The organism is Clostridium zeae (assembly GCF_017312485.1).
GTDB classification, from domain to species: Bacteria; Bacillota; Clostridia; order Clostridiales; family Clostridiaceae; genus Clostridium_AR; species Clostridium_AR zeae.
Genome location: NZ_BMBA01000001.1, coordinates 930,015 through 949,620, shown reverse-complemented (window position 1 = coordinate 949,620; position 19,606 = coordinate 930,015). Strand labels below are relative to the sequence as shown.

The window sequence follows — 19,606 nt, the reverse complement described above, 5'->3', positions numbered from 1 at the left end:
ATTTATTCTTTGCGTAAGCTCATTAAAGCATCGGATGGATAACCACTTAATTTCAAAACGCTACATTCAATAGCGCCTAAGTTTAAATTTTTTCTACTCTTAACCTAACACTCTCTGCTTTATTAATACTTTTCTTTAACCAACTAGGTGCCTTAGGATTTGACAATATTTCATCATAACCCATCCAGTGAACTTCACTTACTTCATCTTCAGACATACATCGAGGTTCTCCTGACTCATATTTACATAGAAACCCTATGTTTACTACTATATACCCCTTATCTGATACGAAAGAATTGCTTTCTATATAGTGAAAGGAGTTTGAAATTTCAATTCCAACTTCCTCTAAAACTTCTCTTTTCACAGAATTCTCTAAAACATTATTTTCAGCCATTCTTTCTTCAACCTTACCGCCAACTAAAGATAAAACTCCTGGAGCATGTTCTTCTTTTTCGCTTCTTTTTATAATTAAATACTTATCAATTTTGTAGATTGCAGCTTCAACATTTATTACATATAGTGGATTGCTCATGTTTTTCTCCTTTCCATTTTAATGCTTTTACTTATACTATATAGTATAAATTGTAATTATAAGTAAGACAAGGTATAATATTTAAAATAAGAAATTGAATCTGGCTTTTTTCTTAAATAGAAAGAGAGGAATAAAACTAAATAAAACCTCATATAGTTACTTATATTAACAAAGTAAAAAAAGGTAGCAAACTAAAAGCTTTTTTAACAGTAATAATATTTCTGTATATGTATATATTGTAATAAGCAGAAATGTTTACATTTACATTCAAAATCGTATTAAGGAGTGACTTTATGAATCCGTTATTAAGCACAGCTATCACAGAAGTGTCTAATCTTAAAGTAGGAGAAGAATTCTTAGTAAAAGACTTATTTAAGGGATATGTGTGGAAAAGACTAAACAAATCAACACGTCTTAACTTAGGTATTTTATTTCTTAACGAGGTACGTAATAACTCTTCTTTAAAGGTAACCATTCTGGAAAAAACCTCTTCAAATCAGCAAGTGTATTTAAAAGAATAACTATTACTCAATTTTATATCTAATAAGAATATTAGTTAGCAAAGGATAAATTCTTTCATAAATTAAAGATTTTTAAATTAGGTTATGTTTAAGTGACCAAGTTGAAAATTTTCTAAATATTTTTCTATCCATAATTTTAATTGTTTTATAAAAAATTTGATTTAAACAAAAGTACTAGACATAACCTAATAGCAAGACACTTTGGTATGTTATAAAAGCATTAGAATCTAGGAAATATCATTGTAAATAAAGAAGTACTTAACTTAATAAATATTTTGCTATCAGATTTAATCAATTCAGATCTGATTTTTTTTGTCAATAAATATTAATAAATTAAAGGAAATTTAAAAACTAAGAACCTTTTAACTTTACATAAATATAATATAGTATAGCAGACTTTAATGTTTGCAATTTAATCTCACAAAGGTGGAAGCAGAAATGGAGAAAGACTACCAAAATATCCTTATATGTCCAGATGTACCACAGACACATGTTCATGAATTTGAAGAAAGCACAAAATTAGCAGAAGAAGGCGATGATAGACATAATCATCGTGTTGCAGGTGTCACTGGGGAAATAATACCAATAGGTGGAGGAAGACACGTTCACCCATATGGGGTTTCAAATACCGATTTTCTTGATCATCATCATGAGATAGGTGGAACAACAGGACCTGATATTCCTATTCCAAATACAAATAAACATGTTCATGTTATTGCTGGAAATACAACTTGTAATGATGGACATTCCCATGAATATCTATTTACAAGTCAGATTAATAGTCCATTAGTATAGACGAAAATATAAAATTTAAAATATAGAGCCGTGGATTTGAATTTTAATCTAAATCTACGGCTTTTGTGTTTTTGGAATACTACAGGTTATAGCTATAAGTAAAAGATAATAACTTTAGTTAAATTTTAAAAAAATTTAGAGTATATATTTTTCAATTAGGATATAAGCTAATGATGAATTTTCTAGGCAAGTTACTATAAAATAAACCTGAAGGCTAGAACAGGGTTATTTTTAAAACAGTCTTAAATATTCCTAAAATAAATAAGGATGGTGAACAAATGAAAAGTATATATGATAAACAGTGGAGGTCTAAATTTATAAAAATACTTTTGATAATTATCGTAATAATTTTTTCTACAATGACTTATACAAAAAAAGATGAAGTAAAAGCAAAGGATTTACCACCGAGCAGTAATAATATCATTCCAAAACCTTTAAGCTATGAAAAAGGTAGTGGTAAATTTGTTCTTACAAGCAATACTTCAATATATGTAAAAGGAAATAATGAGAAGGAAACAGAAGAAATCAGTAAGGTGGCAGAATTTCTAAGAGAAAAATTGAAAGCTTCAACCGGTTTTGAATTGAAAATTTTAAAAGCTGAGAATGTTCCAGCACAAAGTATTTATTTAACTACCGTTGGAGCACAAGCTGATAAGGGAAATGAAGGATATACAATAGCAACTACTGCACAAGGTGTAAAGATAACAGCATACAAACCAGAAGGAATTTCAAGAGCAGTTCAAACCCTAAGGCAGTTACTTCCTCCAGCTATTGAGAAAAATAACTTGGTTTCAGGGGTAGAATGGAGCATCCCAGTTTCAACAATAGAAGATAAACCAGAATATAGCAATAGAGGATTAATGCTTGATGTTGCTAGACACTTTTTTACTGTGGATGAAATAAAACGTCAAATAGATCATGCTGCTCAGTATAAGATAAATAGAGTTCATCTACATCTAAGTGATGATCAAGGCTGGCGTTTAGAAATAAAGAAATGGCCAGATTTAACTGCCATAGGTGGAAGTACACAAGTAGGTGGAGGACCTGGTGGTTATTATACACAGGAACAATTTAAAGATATAGTTAGATATGCAGCTGATAGATATGTAGAGATAGTTCCAGAATTTGATATGCCAGGACACAGCAATGCAGCCTTAGCTTCTTATGGATTCTTAAATCCAGACGGTAAAAAGAAACCGTTATATACAGGAACAAAGGTGGGTTTTAGTTCTTTTATGACTCACGATGAGAAGACTTATGGATTTATTGAAGATGTAATTAAGGAAGTTTCTGAGATTTCCCCTTCAAAATATTTTCATATAGGTGGAGATGAAGCCTTAAGTACTAAGAAGGCAGATTACGATTATTTTGTTGGAAGAGTGGCTAATATAGTTAAGAAATATGGCAAGACTCCAATAGGCTGGGATCCAATTGATACCTCTCCTTCAATAGACTCAAGTGTGGTTCTGCAAAATTGGAAAGATTCAAATAGTGCAGCTAGACAAAAAAATATGAAAATTATCGCCTCAGTAGCAAAAAAAGCTTATCTTGATATGAAGTACGACGAAACAACACCATATGGTTTGACATGGGCAGGATATATTCCAGTAGAAACTGCTTATACATGGGATCCTACCGATTTTGCTCCAAAGAATTTAGTTTTAGGGTTAGAAGCTCCACTATGGACTGAAACAATCCCTAATGAGAAAGCTATGGATTATATGATATATCCAAGACTTTTAGGATATGCAGAAATAGGGTGGACGCCTAAAGCAGATAGAAATTGGATGGAGTATAAAAATAGACTAAAGAGTCAAGAAGAAAGAATGGAGAATCAAGGCATAAAGTTTTATAAAGATATTAGTGTATGGGGGAATAATACCAAATGATTAATCACTGAAATATATATGGATTTGTACATGAAATAGAGATTCTTATTAATTTGAGAATCTCTATTTTATTCACTTTACTACAAGATGTCTGTGCAAAAACTTTCACTATTTTAGCTTTTATACTAAACTATTTATTAATTTCTATATTTAATATATAATAAACTTATGCATATTTGGAAAAAAGAGGTGAAATCGTATGACAAATAAAATCTTGCTTATTGAAGACGATAAAGCTATAAGTGAAATGGTTGAAAATTACCTAAAAAAAGAAGGTGCTAGTGTAATTACTGCATTTGATGGAGAAGAAGGAGTAGGTAAGTTTTTTAGTGATACATTTGACTTAATAATTCTTGATATAATGATGCCAAAATTAGATGGAATAGAAGTTATGAAAATTATTAGAGAAAGAAGCGTAGTTCCTATATTAATTATGTCAGCTAAGGACAGTGATGTGGATAAGGCATTAGGACTAGTGTTAGGTGCTGATGATTATATAGGCAAGCCTTTTTCAATGATAGAACTTTGTGCACGAATTAAGGCTGCAATAAGACGAGCTAATCAATACTCCAAAACTAATGAAAAAAAAGAAGAAAGTATTATCAATATTTATGATCTTACTATCGATTTGGACAATTATTTAATTAGGAAAAAAGGTGAAATTATACAGCTAACTTCAAAGGAATTCGATATATTGAAGCTGTTCATATTAAATCCTAATAGAGTTTTTACTAAAGCACAAATTTATGACTTTGTTTGGAATGATGGCTATTATGGTGATGAAAATGTTATAAATGTCCATATGAGACGATTGAGAGAGAAGATAGAAGATAATCCTTCAGAGCCTAAATATATAAGAACACTATGGGGTATAGGTTATAAATTAGGAGAATATTAATATGATTATTTTTTTATTGATAGTAGTGTTTATACTGATAGGCATGAATTATTTTCAATATATTTTACGGAAGAACAGAAATTTGAATCTAATATACATTGAAAAAAAAATAAATAATATTATATACAATAATTCCAGTGAAAAGCTTTTGGTTTTTACTGACGACAAAGAGCTTAAATCTATCTTAATTGCAATGAACAAGCTTTTAGACAAAAATCAAAAAGTTTTAGCAGAAAGTTCAAAGTCGGAAATTACAATGAAAAAGATGCTTTCAAATATATCCCACGATTTGAAAACACCTTTAACAGTGATACTGGGGTACGTTGAGACAATGAGACTTGATGAGAATATTGATTATAAAGAAATGGGGGAATTGTTGTCAAAGGTAGAGAATAAGACTAAAGAAGTATTGGAGCTTATTAATAAATTCTTTGATTTGGCTAAGTTAGAGTCTGGAGATAAGGATATACCTCTAACAAGAGTCAATATAAATGAAATTTGCAAAAAGAATATATTGGTCTTCTACGATATTTTAACTAAGAAAGGCTTTGAGGTTAGCATTGATATCCAGGAAAAAAATATTTATTGTCAAGGAAATGAAGAAGCTTTAGACAGAATCATAAACAATTTAATTTCAAATGCAATCAAATATGGAAATGACGGAAAGTTAATAGGACTTTCTTTAAGAAGTGATGATAAGTACGCATATGTAGAAATTTGGGATAAAGGTAAGGGAATTAGTGAAATACATAAGGACAGAGTTTTTGAAAGGATGTATACACTTGAAGATTCAAGAAATAAACAATATCAAGGTAGTGGTCTTGGACTTACCATAACTAAAAGACTTGTTGAAAAGCTGGGTGGTGAGATTTTTCTAGAGAGTGAGCCATATAAAAAAACGTCATTTATATTTAAGTTAAAAAGAATAAACTATTAATTGTTCTGTAATACAAGATGCTCCATATAAGGAGTATCTTATTTTTTTCAAAAGCAAACTTAAGAATTTTGTAAGAATTAAGTAATAAAAAAGAAAAGTTTATTCACTATTATAGAATTATGGAGAGTAGTTAAAGGAGAAAAGAGTATGGGGTATATATTAAAAACCAATAATTTATCAAAGATTTATGATGGTAATGAAGTTGTGTCAAACGTGAATATCAAAGTTAAAGAAGGAGAAATTTACGGGTTCTTAGGTCCTAATGGAGCAGGAAAAACAACCATCATGAAGATGATAACGAATTTAGTTAAGCCTACAAGTGGTGAAATTGAAATTTTTGGTGAGAATTTAACACATAAATCTTATGATATTTTAAAAAGGATAGGTAGTATCATAGAATATCCTATACTCTATGATAAGCTTACAGCAAGAGAAAATTTAGAGCTTCATTGTGAATATATGGGGTATCATGATAAGAAAGTTATTGATGAAGCTTTGGAGCTTGTTAATCTAAGAAATGTTGAATATAAACTGATAAATGATTTCTCGCTAGGAATGAAACAACGACTTGGAATAGCAAGAGCTATAACTACTAAGCCTGAATTACTGATATTAGATGAACCGATTAACGGACTTGATCCTATAGGAATTAAGGAATTAAGAAATTTATTTAAGATGCTAAGCAAAGAGTACGGTATAACCATATTGATTTCAAGCCATATATTAGCGGAGATTGAATTGATAGCTGATACTATAGGGGTTATAAATAATGGGAAATTATTAGAAGAGATTTCAATGGAAGCTGTTAAAGAAAGAAATACAGAATATATAGAGCTTGTTACAAATGACTATAAGAAAGCAGCATATGTTTTATCACGAAACTTAAATATATCAAATTTTAGAGTAGAAGATAATGGGGAAATAAAGATTTATGACGATAATATATCTTCTAATATTATATTCAAAACTCTAGTCTTAAATGATGTAGAAATTGAGTCAGTAATAAAGAAGAAGAGTTCACTAGAAGATTATTTTTTACATTTATTAAATGGTGGTGGTATTAGTGCTTAAGTTGATAAAGTTAGAGTTAAGAAAGGTTAAAATTGGCTTTTATATTAAAAGAGCTTTATTTGCAAATCTAGTTGTAATTCTAATTTTTTTCTTGATGATTATATCACCTAAGGATGGAAGAAATATAGAGTTTACTAGTTTTATAAACACTTTTATAATGGTTGAATCTCTGATAAAAGCTGTTTTTATAATATTTGCATCTGTATTGTTATCAAGATTTGTTATTGAAGAATATAAGAACAAAACTATTACTGTTTTATTTACATATCCTATAAATAGAAAAAAGTTAATAATATCAAAATTAATGATTGTGGTATTATTCACTTTTATAGCTATAGTTTTATCTAATATATTAGTAGATTTTATACTTTACAATATAAATATATTTTACAATTTTGTTCCTAGTAAATTGACAATGACTACTGTGATTGAAAGTTTAATTATTATTTTCCTTAATGCTTTAGTTTCTTCAACAGCGGCTTTAATACCTATGTATGTTGGGATGAAGAAAAAGTCTGTACCAACTACAATAGTATCTTCAATATTGATTATGTTCTTAATATGTTCCAACAGTGGATGCTACTCATTAAAGTTTATTAGCATAATACCAATACTACTTTCAATTCTAGGTATTTTTGTCACATATCTTTCAATCATTGATATAGAACATGAAGATATAATTATATAAATAATTTATTATTATCCACATTTATTGAAAATTAAGTTAAGAAAGGGTTGATATGTAATGATATTAATTTGTTTACCATATGCAGGTGGAGCAAGCTATATATACAGTAGATGGAATAAGCATACGGATGAATCTATACTGGTAGTACCTATAGAACTTAAAGGAAGAGGAAAGAGATATGGGGAAGCTTTTTATGAAGATTTTGAAGATGCAGTTAATGATATCTACAATAATATAGACGACATTATTGATAAAAATGATTATGCGATATTTGGACATAGTATGGGAAGTCTGTTGGCATATGAACTATATTATAAGATTGAAAGAGATAATAGAAAAATACCTCAGCATATATTTTTCTCTGGTTGCAGAGCACCAGGCCTTGGAAGGTTGACCAATATTAATTGTAAATTGCCTGACTATGAATTTATGAAGCAAGTAGTTGAACTTGGGGGAACTTCTGATGAAATAATGAATAATAAGGAACTTATGGAAATATACGTACCTATACTAAAAAGTGATATAAGTATGTATCAAAATTATAGATATATAGAAAAGGATAATAAGATCAATTGTGATATATCAGTACTATATGGAAGAAAAGACTCAATTACTATTGATGAATTACGTTCTTGGGAAAACCAGGCTGGCAAGAGTTTTAATATGTATGAATTTGAGGGGAATCATTTTTTTATTAACGATAATAAAGAGGAAGTTATAAATATTATAAATAAAGTATCAGGTGAGAGAGAAGTCGAAATATGTCGGCTTAATGTGGATAACCACCGATAGTTATATCGATTACATCAAATTAATCGAAATAAAATTTAAATATAGAATTAAATTGCATATAAGGAGGGAGTAAAATTAGATACGCTATTTTTTGCATTATATTTATTTTATTAGTTTCAAATTCATATATAGCAAAAGCTTCAGATAATGACTTGGATACTAATAGTATAGATAATTATATAAAAATAAGAATGGGAAAAGAAAAAATACCAGGGGTTTCGCTTGGTATTGTTAAAGATAATAAGATTATATATTTGAAGGGGTATGGAAAAGCAAATGAAAAAGGTGATTTAGTTACAGAAAAAACACCGTTTATTTTAGGATCGGTAAGTAAATCATTTACAGCTCTAGCTATAATGCAACTTTATGAAAGCGGAAAACTTGATATAGATAAACCTGTTAAACAGTATTTACCTTGGTTTCAAGTAAAAGATAAAGAAGCAACTGAGAAAATAACTATCAGAAATTTGTTAACACATACAAGCGGATTAAGTAATATGACAAACTATGATGAATTAATAAAAGATGATATTCCTTTGGAGGAATTTGTGAAAAAATTAAAAGATACAAATATAACTAAACCTGTCAATGCTACTTTTCAATACTCTAATATAGGATATTCTATCTTAGGCGAAGTCATACAAAAAGTATCAGGAGTATCTTACAGTGAATATATAGAAAAAAATGTTTTTTTACCACTTCAAATGAATAATAGCTATACTTCGCAAGATGAGGCTAAAAAAAATGGACTTGCAACTGGGTATTTCTCTAGTTTTATGTTTAAAATTCCTATAAATCAAAGAGAACATATTGCTAGTATTCCATGCGGTTACATTATATCTTCAGCTGAAGATATGTGCCATTACTTAATTGCCAATCTTAACAGTGGAATTTATAATAAGCAACCAGTAATAAGCGAAAGTTTGTTAGAGAAAATGCATAGTAAGATTGTTTATTTTGGTCGTGGAAATTATTATGGTATGGGATGGGTTAGCGATTCAGACTATGTGTGGCATAATGGCGAGTCAGAGAATTTTTGGTCTGATTTATTTATTGACAAAACTAAAAAAATAGGAGTTGTTATGCTCTTTAATACAAGTGATAATTTAGCAAGTTACGACTATATAGCTCGTGGAGTTATGAATATAGCTGAAGGAAATAAACAAGATAATTATATTAGAAGCTCTTTACGACCAATAATGAATATATTATTAGTTATATTTTTTGTTTTATCAATAGTTGAATTAGTATCATTGGTAAGGTGGGTTAAAGACTTCGAATTTATTGATATTCAAGTCCAAGCGGAAGTGGTTAAGGTAATATTCATTAATTTTATTATACCTATTGCCGTTTATATTTTGGGAGTGAGAGGTGTATGTAATTTATTTAATGGACCTGCTAAGTGGATGCCAGATGTAATAGCTACTGTAATGGTTTTACCAATCGCATTATTAATTTCTGGCTTAGTAAAAATATTTATGTTGATTAAGCATTAGATATAAGTATGTTAGTAGGGATAACAGACATTAAAAAATGATTTTGAAGGAGAGTTTAATGATAAATACTAAATTAAATAAGAATCTAAAAATAATTTTTACATCAATAACATTAACAATTATAGGAAGTATTATATTGGGGATAATAACACGGTATGGAAGAATGAGAAATATTGCGATATTTAACAGTTCTCCGATAGTGAACACACTTTTAGAATCAATGATTGTGTTTATTCAGTACTTAACTATTAAAATATATAACAACGGAAAATTTACCATGGATTCAATAGGATTGGATTGCAGCAACAAGAAACTAAAATATATTTTATCAGGTATGATATTTGGAATATTAAACTTTTCTGTATTAATGATTGCTTTGTACATTATGGGATATGCAAAATATGAAGGAAGTGGATTTGGGCACTATCCAACAAATGTTCTTATTGATTTTGTATTCAATGTCTTTATTATGGCTATTTTTGCTGCAGTTTGTGAAGAAATATTTTTTAGAGGAGTATTATTAAACTATCTAAATAAATATAAAGGCAAAACCTTTGCGGTTATAGTAAGTTCCTTAATATTTTCGCTACCGCACTTCTCAAGATATGGCTCTTTAACTGCACTCGCGTATATATTCATAATGGGAATAGTACTTGGATATTGTTATATTATAACCCAATCATTATATGTATCAATAGGGTTACATTTTACAACAAATTTTTTGACTTCTTTAATTAATCCAGGACAAATAAGCGTTATCATAATTGAACTTAATCCAAATATAACATCAGATCAGTTATCAATTATAATATTTATTGTATATTCAGTTATAAATTTAATTACAGCTACAGCACTGGTGATACTAGATAAAAAAATAAAAAATAAAAAGAAAGTTATAGATAGTATTTATTAGCATAATATAAAAAAAGTTTTCAAGCCATATTTAATTGTTAATTATTCGATAATATATCGATGTTATTAGTAATTAAATGTGGCTTTTTTATATAAAAGAAAGCACATTATAAAAAAAGTAACTATTATTCACGATAAAACTGTAGTTGTGATACTATTTGTGAATTCTATTTTTGCTTATGAGTAAACTTTAGGCATAAATTATATTTTACATAAAAGTTACAAATCAATCTAGAATCCACTTAATATAGCTTTTGTATATATATGCACTATAAATCCATGGGGATAAAAATAGATAATATAATATTACAAAATAAAAATGAGTCTTATGATAAAAATATGTGTTTTCTTAGTGTGCTAAAGAATTTTTAGTGACTTAAGTATATATAATTAGTGAAAAAAATTATTGAGTAACTATTAAGGTGATATTTTGTGCATATATGCTTTAAAAAAGTGTTAATAAATACGTTTATGTCACGAAAGTGTGCATTTATGAGTTAAAAGTGATTTGTTAGAAGAATTTACAGTATAATGAATTTGCAAAATAATTGAATATATTCAATATATGAACAAGATGGAAGTGCAAAATTATAAACTTAAAAATGTTAAAACATGCAAAAGGAGAAGGATTTATCCCTTTTGTTATAACGCTATGCTTAGAATTTTTAAAAATTATTCATAAAAATACTTAAATTGAAAATTAACTGTTTTTATTTACAGTTTTGCATGGCAAGAAACTGTTAGCATAGTTCACAGATTATTCTAGTGATAAGAAGTAAACAAACTAAATCACTATACAAGAGAATCTTTTAAGGAGGTTAGATTTAGAGGAGAGTTATTTTAAATGCACTTATAAAAGTTAACTGCATTAGAAGATTAAATAGGTTAAACCTAAGCTATTTTACTATTAGGTTTATAAATTTACGCAATTTTGTATGTAATAACATAAAGGGATTATCTAAAGACAAATTGAAAAAACAACTCTAAAGCTATATGGATATAAGTGTTTTCATAATTAGAGTTCATTAATATGTTAAATGAATTACTTAATTAAATAATTCTGTGACTTAAAGTTCTACTATTTATTTCTATGTTGCTGGAATTCTTATTAACAATATTTTCTAAGTTTATAAAATGATAACATTAAATCAAAAGTTCATTTACTTAAGAGATAGTATATATACTAATGGTTTCCGTAAGTATTTTATCAGTTCAGCGGAATAGATGTGCATAAGCAAAAGGAAGTTTAAATACTAATGTTAATTAAATTAATGTTTTTTTAATTTTGACTACGGGACATTTTAGATGAAAAGGTGGGAGAATGATTGAGTAGAAATTTATTAAAAAATATAAATGTCGAAGATTGTAGAAGTAAAAATAAAAAAGATGTAATTAAGTTTGAACTTATAGATAAGATAAGATTTTACAATAATAAAATGATAGAAGAATCCAAATTATCAACTTTTGCATTACAAATATCAATAGTAATTATTCTTTTAAAGAAATATACAAGTAATGAAGATTTGATACTAGGTTTAGTGAAAACTGATACTTATGAAAATTTAAACCAAGAAGAAAGCGATGTGTTTTTTATAAGGAATGACATGAGTATTGAAAGTCAATTTTTAAAACTTTTTGAAGATGTAAAAAACACTATAGAGAGTATATACAATAACAATGTAAAGAACGGTATTAGAAATGAGCAGTTGAATGAAAAATCATACTTAAGTGATATGCTAATTGGTTCTAATATAATTAATTCAGGCATTGATATAAGTGAATTTGATAATAATTTAATTCTATTATTTGATGAAGAGAATGATAAGGTAAATGTTACAATCGGTTACAATACGGATTTATATAGCAAAGAATATATATATGGGTTATATAAGCACATGCAAAACATATTAAATTGCATAATTAAGAATCCAGAAATAAATATAATTGATATACAAATATTGGATGAAGAAGAAAAGAAAAAGATACTATATGAATTTAATAATACTAAAATACAGTATGATATGAAGAAGACAACTAAAAATTTATTGGAAGAACAAGTGGAAAGAACACCTAATAATATAGCAGTAGTATTTGAAGATAAGAAATTAACTTATAGAGAATTAAACGAAAAAGCTAACAGACTTGCAAGAACCTTGAGAGAAAAAGGTGTAAAAGCAGGTACTATTGTTGGAATAATGATAGAAAGATCTCTAGAAATGTTAGTAGGAGTGCTTGCTGTTGTAAAATCTGGTGGCGCATACCTACCTATTGATTCAGAATATCCCAAGGACAGAATTGATTATATTCTATCTGACAGCAAAGCGAGCATCTTATTAACTCAAAAGAGTTTAAAGGATAAGGTTGATTATGTTGAGAAAACTTTATTTTTAGATGATGACAATGTATATTCAAACGAAATTAGTAATCTTAATGATATAAGTGTGGCAGATGATTTAGCTTATATCATCTACACATCAGGAACAACAGGAAAACCAAAGGGGGTAATGCTTACTCATAAAGGTTTAAATAATCTAAAGATTACATTTAGAGACTACATGAAAGTAAATAAAGAAGATAAGATAATACAGTTTGCAAGTTTTTCATTCGATGGTGCGACACGTTGCTAATTGAAAAGTTTGGCCATTAACTTATATAGTTAATGAACTGATAATCTGAAAAGTCAAATGATAGAGTAACGTCTTGAAGGGCTTTCTCTGAGATTCCGAATAGCGGTTTTATTAATAGGAATGAAATTGTTATAAGCTCGGTAAAGTCGGCTGAGATTATATCCTAATGGCAGAAGCCAAGGAAAAGCGAACCAGAGGTGGTCGAGTATAAGATAGGTCGGGAGTCCATAAAATGTCTATGGTAAGAATGCTTCTTAATGAAGCTGACGAAATTCTGAATGTACAGATCTAAAATGAGAAAGGGTAGAAATGCTCTATTACCAAAAGGTAGTGTTTGTGAGGACAAGTAAGAGGCATCGTTATGAAAATCCTTATACTGTTATAGGCAGTATGTGCTATTTAAATAGCTAGCAAGCAGGTCTAGAAGAATTACCTAAGGACATATGTAAGGATAAGATTATTGGAACGTGGTAAGCTGATAACACTGAGGACTTATTTCCTGAGACGTGGTAGCAAGGAAAGGAGAATCTATAACTTGCTTTTATATCAGTGAAAGTAGTGGCACAGTACTGTTGAAGCTAGTGAAAGCTAGTGGAGGGATAGCCACAAGTCAATGTTTTATAATTTTAAAGTAATCAATACATAAGTGTTTTGAAGAAAGTAGTTATATTGTTAAACTTTTTAAATCAAAAATGGATTACTTACTTAAGAAAGTTATTAGTACATTGATGGAACGCAGTGTGCGATGAAAGTTGCATGCACTGTGTGAGGGAGGGGAAAAGATAGAGATTAAATCAAAGTCTTACCTATTCCTATCGTCTGTTTGGGAAATTTTTATGTCATTATTTAATGGAGCTGAATTGCACATTCTTTCAAAAGATACTATAAGTGACTATGAAAGATTTGAGGACTATTTGAGCAATAATAATATAACAATTGCTAATTTACCTCCTATGTATGTAAATAATCTAAATCATGACAGAGTAAAATCTTTAAGAATACTGTTAACTGCAGGTTCGGTTATAGATAAAAAGTTATTGAACATGTGGAGCAACAAACTAGATTATATAAATGGATATGGACCAACAGAAACTACAGTTTGCACAACCCTTTGGAAATACGAAAGTAGCGTTGAAAAGTTGGCAAGTGTGCCTATTGGTAAACCAATAAATAATCTGAGTGTCTATATAATAAATAAGAATAAGGAATTGTTACCAATTGGTGTAGCTGGAGAACTATGTGTATCAGGAGATAGTCTAGCGCTGGGGTATTTGAACAAGGAAGAATTAACTAATGAAAAGTTTATCGATAATCCTTTTATTAAAGGAATTAAAATGTATAAGACTGGTGATTTAGTAAAATGGCTGCCAGATGGGAATATTGAGTATATAGGAAGAATAGATAATCAAGTTAAAATAAGAGGCTTTAGAATAGAGTTAGGTGAAATTGAAAGTGCATTAAATAAGTGCTATGAAATTAAAGAAAGCTCAGTAATAGCCAGAAAGGATGCTAATGGAGAACTAAAACTTATAGCATACCTTGTATTTAACAAAGGTGAATCGGAAACACAATTATCAAATATTAAGGCTCAGATTAAGAATAAGTTGCCAGGATATATGATGCCTTCTTATTATGTAAAGCTTGATAAAATGCCACTTACCGTAAATGGTAAAATTGATACCAAAAATCTTCCAGAAGTAGACTATGCTAATCTTATTCAGCAGGAGTATATAGCACCAAGTAATGAGACTGAGACTGCATTGGCTCAAATATGGCAAAAGGTTTTAGGGGTGAAAAACATTGGGATCATGGATGATTTCTTTGATTTAGGTGGGCATTCACTAAAAGCTGGAGTAGTGGTTTCGGAAATTAGAAGGAAATTTGAAAGAGAGATTAATGTAAAGAATTTATTTAATAATTCTAATATAAAATCTTTAGCACGCTTTATTGAAAAACAAGATAAAAAGAAATATGAAGAAATACAAATATGTAAAGAGAAGAAGTATTACAAGGCATCTTCTGCTGAAGCAAGAATGTATATTTCATGGCAGTTGAATAAAGATAGCCTCGAATACAATCTGCCTATAATGATAGAAATGGAAGAAAACATTGATAAAAATAAAATTGAAGCTGCTCTAAACAAGCTTATAAGTAGGCATGAATCATTAAGAACAAGTTTTGAGATTATAGATGGAGTAGTGGTTCAAAAAATATTAGATAATTGGAACTTAGATTTTAAATATAAAGAGTTAAATAATGAAAATTTAAAAAGTGAAATAGAGAATTTTATAAAACCATTTGATTTAAATAAAGCACCATTGTTAAGAAGTGAACTGGTAAAGCTTGGTGAGAGAGACTATAAACTGATTGTTGACTTTCATCATATTGCAGTAGATGGGGTATCAAGTTCAATAATTATGAGTGAGCTTGAGAATTATTACGAAGGTGGTAAATTAGAGGAATTAAAGATTCAGTACAAAGATTATTCTGAATGGCAAAATAGTAAAGAGCAACAAGAAGCTTTAAAAATACAAGAACAGTATTGGTTAAAGAAATTTGAGGATGATGTTCCTGTTCTAGAATTAATAACTGATTATGAAAGACCTAAAATAAGAATGGTGGAAGGACATAGAATAAACTTTAATGTCAACGAAAATTTAACAGCAATGCTTAGAAAGCTAGCGAAGGAAACAGGAACTACCTTATATATGGTTTTACTTTCAGCATTCAATGTTTTGTTATCAAAGTATAGTGGACAAGAGGACATTGTAATAGGAACAGTTGAAGCAGGAAGGGAAAAAGCAGAACTGAAGAATCTTGTCGGAATGTTTGTAAATACAGTTGTTATTAGAAACTATCCTAAATCAAGTAAAGCTTACAGAGAGTTTTTAGAGGAAGTTAAAAATAACATAATAAGTGATTTTGAAAATAAAGAATACCAATACCAGAATCTAATTGAAAAATTAAATATAAAAAGAGATGCAAGTAGAAATCCTATGTTTGATGTAATGTTTGTTGTTGAAAACATGGAATTAAACAATAAGTATAAAATTACTGAATTAAAGCTTGATATTGCAAAGTTTGATTTGAATTTAATAGCAACTGAAGTTGATAATACCATAAATTTTAATCTTGAGTATAGTGTAAATCTGTTTAAGAAAGACACAATAGAAAGAATGGTTACAAGTTATGTAAACATATTAACTTGTGTAGCAGAGCGATCTGACGTGAAGCTATCAGAGATAGATATGTTGAGTAAAGAAGAGAAGAACAAGGTTATTTATGAATTTAATGCTACAAATAGAGCTTATGAATCAGGAAAAACAATACAAGAATTGTTTGAGGAGCAAGTAGTTAAGACTCCAGAAAATATAGTTGTAGGGTATGAAAACAGCAATTTGACCTATAAACAATTGAATGAAAGTTCTAATTCATTAGCTAGAGTACTGAGAGAAAAAGGCATAAGTTCAGAGAGCATAGTTGGAATAATGATGGAACGCTCAGTTGATATGCTAGTTGGGATAATGGGAATTTTAAAGTCAGGAGGAGCCTACTTACCAATAGATCCGGAATATCCAGAAGATAGAATAAAGTATATGCTTACTGATAGTAATGCAAAGCTACTTTTAACGCAAACAAAGTTGATGGAAAAAGTTGATTTTAGTGGAGAGACTATTAACTTAGATGATAAAGAGTTGTACGGAAGAGATAATAGTAACTTGGACAAGGTGTGCTGTGAGGAAAACTTAGCCTATGTTATCTATACATCAGGAACAACAGGAAATCCTAAGGGAGTAATGGTAGAGCACAAAGCGTTAGTAAATTTATGTAACTGGCATAATGACTATTATGAAGTTAGCGAAAAGGATAAGGCTACGAAGTATGCAGGCTTTGCATTTGATGCCTCTGTATGGGAGATATTCCCTTACTTAATAAAGGGAGCAGCCATAGAGATAATACCAAAGGACATAATGTTAGATGTAGAGAGACTGCATGAATACTACAACGAAAAAGGTATAACAATAAGCTTTCTTCCAACTCAAGTATGTGAGCAGTTTATAAACTTTGAAAGTAAGTCTTTAAGAGTGTTGCTAACAGGAGCGGATAAACTTAAAACCTACAAGGAAACAAATTATAAGCTAGTTAACAACTATGGGCCAACAGAAAACACAGTAGTAAGCACAAGCTTTATTGTGGACAAGCAGTATAAAAATATACCTATAGGAAAACCAATTCATAACACCTCCGTATATATACTGTCAAAGGACGGTGAAACAGCTCCAATAGGCGTACCAGGAGAGCTATGTGTAGCTGGGGATAACCTGGCAAGAGGATACATTAACAGAGAGGAATTAACAAGAGAGAAATTTGTTGATAATCCTTTTGAACCTGGAAAAAAGATGTACAAGACTGGAGATTTAGCAAGATGGCTTGCAGATGGTAATATCGAATATCTAGGTAGAATTGATAATCAAGTTAAGATAAGAGGTTATAGGATAGAAATAGGTGAAATAGAAAGTCAGATGCTGAAGATACCTGCCATAAAAGAAGCGGTAGTAGTGGCAAGGACAGACGACAATGGAAATAGTTACTTGTGCAGCTATGTAACAGCTGAAGAGGAGATCGCAGCTTCTACAATAAAAGAAGAGCTTGCTAATGAACTGCCGATGTATATGATACCAAGCTATATATGTACATTAGATAAATTACCTATTACGACAAATGGAAAAGTAGATAAGAAAGCTTTGCCAGATATAGAGAACTGTGGCTTAATACAAGAAAATTATGAATCACCAAGAGATAAAGTAGAAGAAATTTTAGTGGATATATGGCAGACAGTACTAGGAGTAAAGAAAGTAGGAATAAATAGTAACTATTATGAATTGGGTGGCGATTCAATAAAGTCTATACAAATAGTATCAAGGCTTCGTCAAAATAAGTTAAATTTGGAAGTTAAAGATTTGATGAAGTATAGAACAATTAAGGAACTGAGTCCAAGAGTTGAGGATATCAGTAGTGATATAAATCAAGAAATTGTAGAAGGAATAGTACAATTTACGCCTATACAAAAATGGTTCTTTGAACAAAAATTTTTGGAAGAGAATCACTTTAATCAGTCTAACATATTCGAGAAGAAAGGCTCGATTGATGAAGATATATTAAGGAAAGCTTTTGCTAAAATAGTTGAGCATCATGATGCATTAAGGATGATATATAAGAAGGATGAAGAAGTAATCCAAGTAAATAGGGGAATAGAAAGTTCAGAGGATATATTTACTCTAGATGTTTATGATTTGAAAAATGATAATCATTACAAAAATACAATAGAGCAAATATCAAATAGAATTCAAGAGAGTATGGATTTGGAGAAAGGAATTTTAGTTAAACTAGCCATTTTCAAAACTCAAAAAGAAGATTATCTTCTGATAGCGATGCATCACATGATTATTGATGGAGTGTCATGGAGAATATTGCAAGAGGATTTGGAAAATTCTTATTTATGTGTACAGGAAGATAGAGAAATTGAGTTGCCTTTGAAAACAATTTCTTTTAAAGAATGGGCTGAAAGACTTAATAATTATGCTAATAGTAAAGAGTTTCTCAAAGAAAAGAAGTATTGGAAGCAAGTAGAAGAGACGCAAATTGATATGTTAACTAAAGATGACACAACAGATAGTATATCTCAATGTGAGTATAGCGAAGTTAAACTAACTTTTTCAAAAGATGAAACAGAAGATATTTTAAGAAAGACTAGTCATGCTTATAATACAGAAATAAATGACATATTGCTCTGCGCACTTGGCATTACACTTAAAGAATGGAAAGGTATTGATAATATAGCCGTAAACCTTGAAGGACATGGGCGAGAAGAAATATTAGTGAACACTTCGATTGACAGAACTATTGGATGGTTTACATCTATGTATCCAGTGGTTTTAGATATGAATAACGCTGATGAACTTTCAAGCTGTATTAAAAATACTAAGGAGATGTTAAGACGCATTCCGAATAAAGGGGTAGGATATAGTATATTAAAATATTTAACCAGTGATGAAAACAAGAAAGATATAGAGTTTAAGATTATGCCAGAAATTAGCTTTAACTATCTTGGTGAATTTAATCAGGATGAAAATAAAGGGATATTTACGTATTCGGACTTGAAGAGAGGTAATGAGAACTCACCTTTAAACTTTATGTATGAAAGTATAAATATAAATGGTTTGACAGTAAATAAGGAAATGCAGTTTGACTTTGGCAGTAATTCTTATGGTTATGAAGAAATTGAGATATTATCAAAAAAATATAAAGAAAATGTAATTAAAATTGCAGAGCACTGTAAGAATAAGAAAGAGAAAGAGAATACACTATCTGACTATGGTGATAATGATTTAAGCCTAGAAGATCTAAATGAAATATTATTAAATAATTAAAAAGAGGAGAGGTTAAA

At 29.4% G+C, this 19,606-nt stretch carries 13 protein-coding genes; 12 read left to right on the top strand and 1 reads right to left on the bottom strand.

What is annotated here, in order from left to right:
* Positions 1 to 82: 82 nt before the first annotated feature.
* A complete protein-coding gene (locus J3477_RS04265; RefSeq protein ID WP_206868316.1) occupies positions 83 to 532 on the bottom strand; it encodes an NUDIX hydrolase in 450 nt (149 codons plus the stop codon).
* A 293-nt stretch (positions 533 to 825) separates the two neighbouring features.
* Here J3477_RS04265 and J3477_RS04260 point away from each other — a divergent pair, with 293 nt between their 5' ends.
* The 12 genes from J3477_RS04260 to J3477_RS04205 all read left to right on the top strand — a co-directional run bounded on the left by J3477_RS04260 (position 826) and on the right by J3477_RS04205 (position 19,589).
* Positions 826 to 1,053, top strand: a complete 228-nt coding sequence (locus tag J3477_RS04260) for a single-stranded DNA-binding protein (RefSeq protein WP_206868315.1) — start codon at positions 826 to 828, stop codon at positions 1,051 to 1,053.
* A gap of 438 nt (positions 1,054 to 1,491) precedes the next feature.
* Positions 1,492 to 1,848 (top strand): YmaF family protein, encoded by a 357-nt coding sequence (locus J3477_RS04255; RefSeq protein WP_206868314.1) that lies wholly within the window; start codon positions 1,492 to 1,494, stop codon positions 1,846 to 1,848.
* Positions 1,849 to 2,126: 278 nt separating this feature from the next.
* Positions 2,127 to 3,737: a beta-N-acetylhexosaminidase gene (locus J3477_RS04250; RefSeq protein ID WP_206868313.1), complete on the top strand. Its 1,611-nt coding sequence runs from the start codon at positions 2,127 to 2,129 to the stop codon at positions 3,735 to 3,737.
* A gap of 199 nt (positions 3,738 to 3,936) precedes the next feature.
* Positions 3,937 to 4,635, top strand: coding sequence for a response regulator transcription factor (locus tag J3477_RS04245; protein WP_284691975.1), 699 nt, complete (start codon positions 3,937 to 3,939; stop codon positions 4,633 to 4,635).
* Between the two features lies 1 nt (position 4,636).
* Positions 4,637 to 5,572, top strand: coding sequence for a sensor histidine kinase (locus J3477_RS04240; RefSeq protein WP_206868312.1), 936 nt, complete (start codon positions 4,637 to 4,639; stop codon positions 5,570 to 5,572).
* 147 nt (positions 5,573 to 5,719) lie between these two features.
* Entirely contained in the window at positions 5,720 to 6,643 is a 924-nt protein-coding gene (locus J3477_RS04235) for an ABC transporter ATP-binding protein (protein WP_206868311.1), read from the top strand.
* On the top strand, positions 6,636 to 7,331 hold the full coding sequence (locus tag J3477_RS04230; protein WP_206868310.1) for an ABC transporter permease: 696 nt from the start codon (positions 6,636 to 6,638) through the stop codon (positions 7,329 to 7,331). The genes J3477_RS04235 and J3477_RS04230 overlap by 8 nt, the downstream gene beginning before the upstream one ends.
* 57 nt (positions 7,332 to 7,388) lie before the next feature.
* Positions 7,389 to 8,123 (top strand): thioesterase II family protein, encoded by a 735-nt coding sequence (locus tag J3477_RS04225; RefSeq protein WP_206868309.1) that lies wholly within the window; start codon positions 7,389 to 7,391, stop codon positions 8,121 to 8,123.
* A gap of 152 nt (positions 8,124 to 8,275) precedes the next feature.
* A complete protein-coding gene (locus J3477_RS04220) occupies positions 8,276 to 9,619 on the top strand; it encodes a serine hydrolase domain-containing protein (protein WP_206868308.1) in 1,344 nt (447 codons plus the stop codon).
* Between the two features lie 58 nt (positions 9,620 to 9,677).
* Positions 9,678 to 10,532 (top strand): CPBP family intramembrane glutamic endopeptidase, encoded by an 855-nt coding sequence (locus J3477_RS04215; RefSeq protein WP_206868307.1) that lies wholly within the window; start codon positions 9,678 to 9,680, stop codon positions 10,530 to 10,532.
* 1,324 nt (positions 10,533 to 11,856) lie between these two features.
* A complete protein-coding gene (locus J3477_RS04210; RefSeq protein ID WP_206868306.1) occupies positions 11,857 to 13,158 on the top strand; it encodes an AMP-binding protein in 1,302 nt (433 codons plus the stop codon).
* Between the two features lie 752 nt (positions 13,159 to 13,910).
* Positions 13,911 to 19,589 carry a non-ribosomal peptide synthetase gene (locus J3477_RS04205; protein WP_228731208.1) on the top strand — a complete coding sequence of 1,893 codons (5,679 nt, stop codon included), beginning with the start codon at positions 13,911 to 13,913 and terminating at the stop codon, positions 19,587 to 19,589.
* Positions 19,590 to 19,606: the final 17 nt, after the last annotated feature.

Coding starts and splice junctions, on each gene's coding strand:
- J3477_RS04265 (WP_206868316.1), bottom strand. CDS start 532: ATGAGCAATCCACTATATGTAATAAATGTTGAAGCTGCAATCTACAAA.
- J3477_RS04260 (WP_206868315.1), top strand. CDS start 826: ATGAATCCGTTATTAAGCACAGCTATCACAGAAGTGTCTAATCTTAAA.
- J3477_RS04255 (WP_206868314.1), top strand. CDS start 1,492: ATGGAGAAAGACTACCAAAATATCCTTATATGTCCAGATGTACCACAG.
- J3477_RS04250 (WP_206868313.1), top strand. CDS start 2,127: ATGAAAAGTATATATGATAAACAGTGGAGGTCTAAATTTATAAAAATA.
- J3477_RS04245 (WP_284691975.1), top strand. CDS start 3,937: ATGACAAATAAAATCTTGCTTATTGAAGACGATAAAGCTATAAGTGAA.
- J3477_RS04240 (WP_206868312.1), top strand. CDS start 4,637: ATGATTATTTTTTTATTGATAGTAGTGTTTATACTGATAGGCATGAAT.
- J3477_RS04235 (WP_206868311.1), top strand. CDS start 5,720: ATGGGGTATATATTAAAAACCAATAATTTATCAAAGATTTATGATGGT.
- J3477_RS04225 (WP_206868309.1), top strand. CDS start 7,389: ATGATATTAATTTGTTTACCATATGCAGGTGGAGCAAGCTATATATAC.
- J3477_RS04215 (WP_206868307.1), top strand. CDS start 9,678: ATGATAAATACTAAATTAAATAAGAATCTAAAAATAATTTTTACATCA.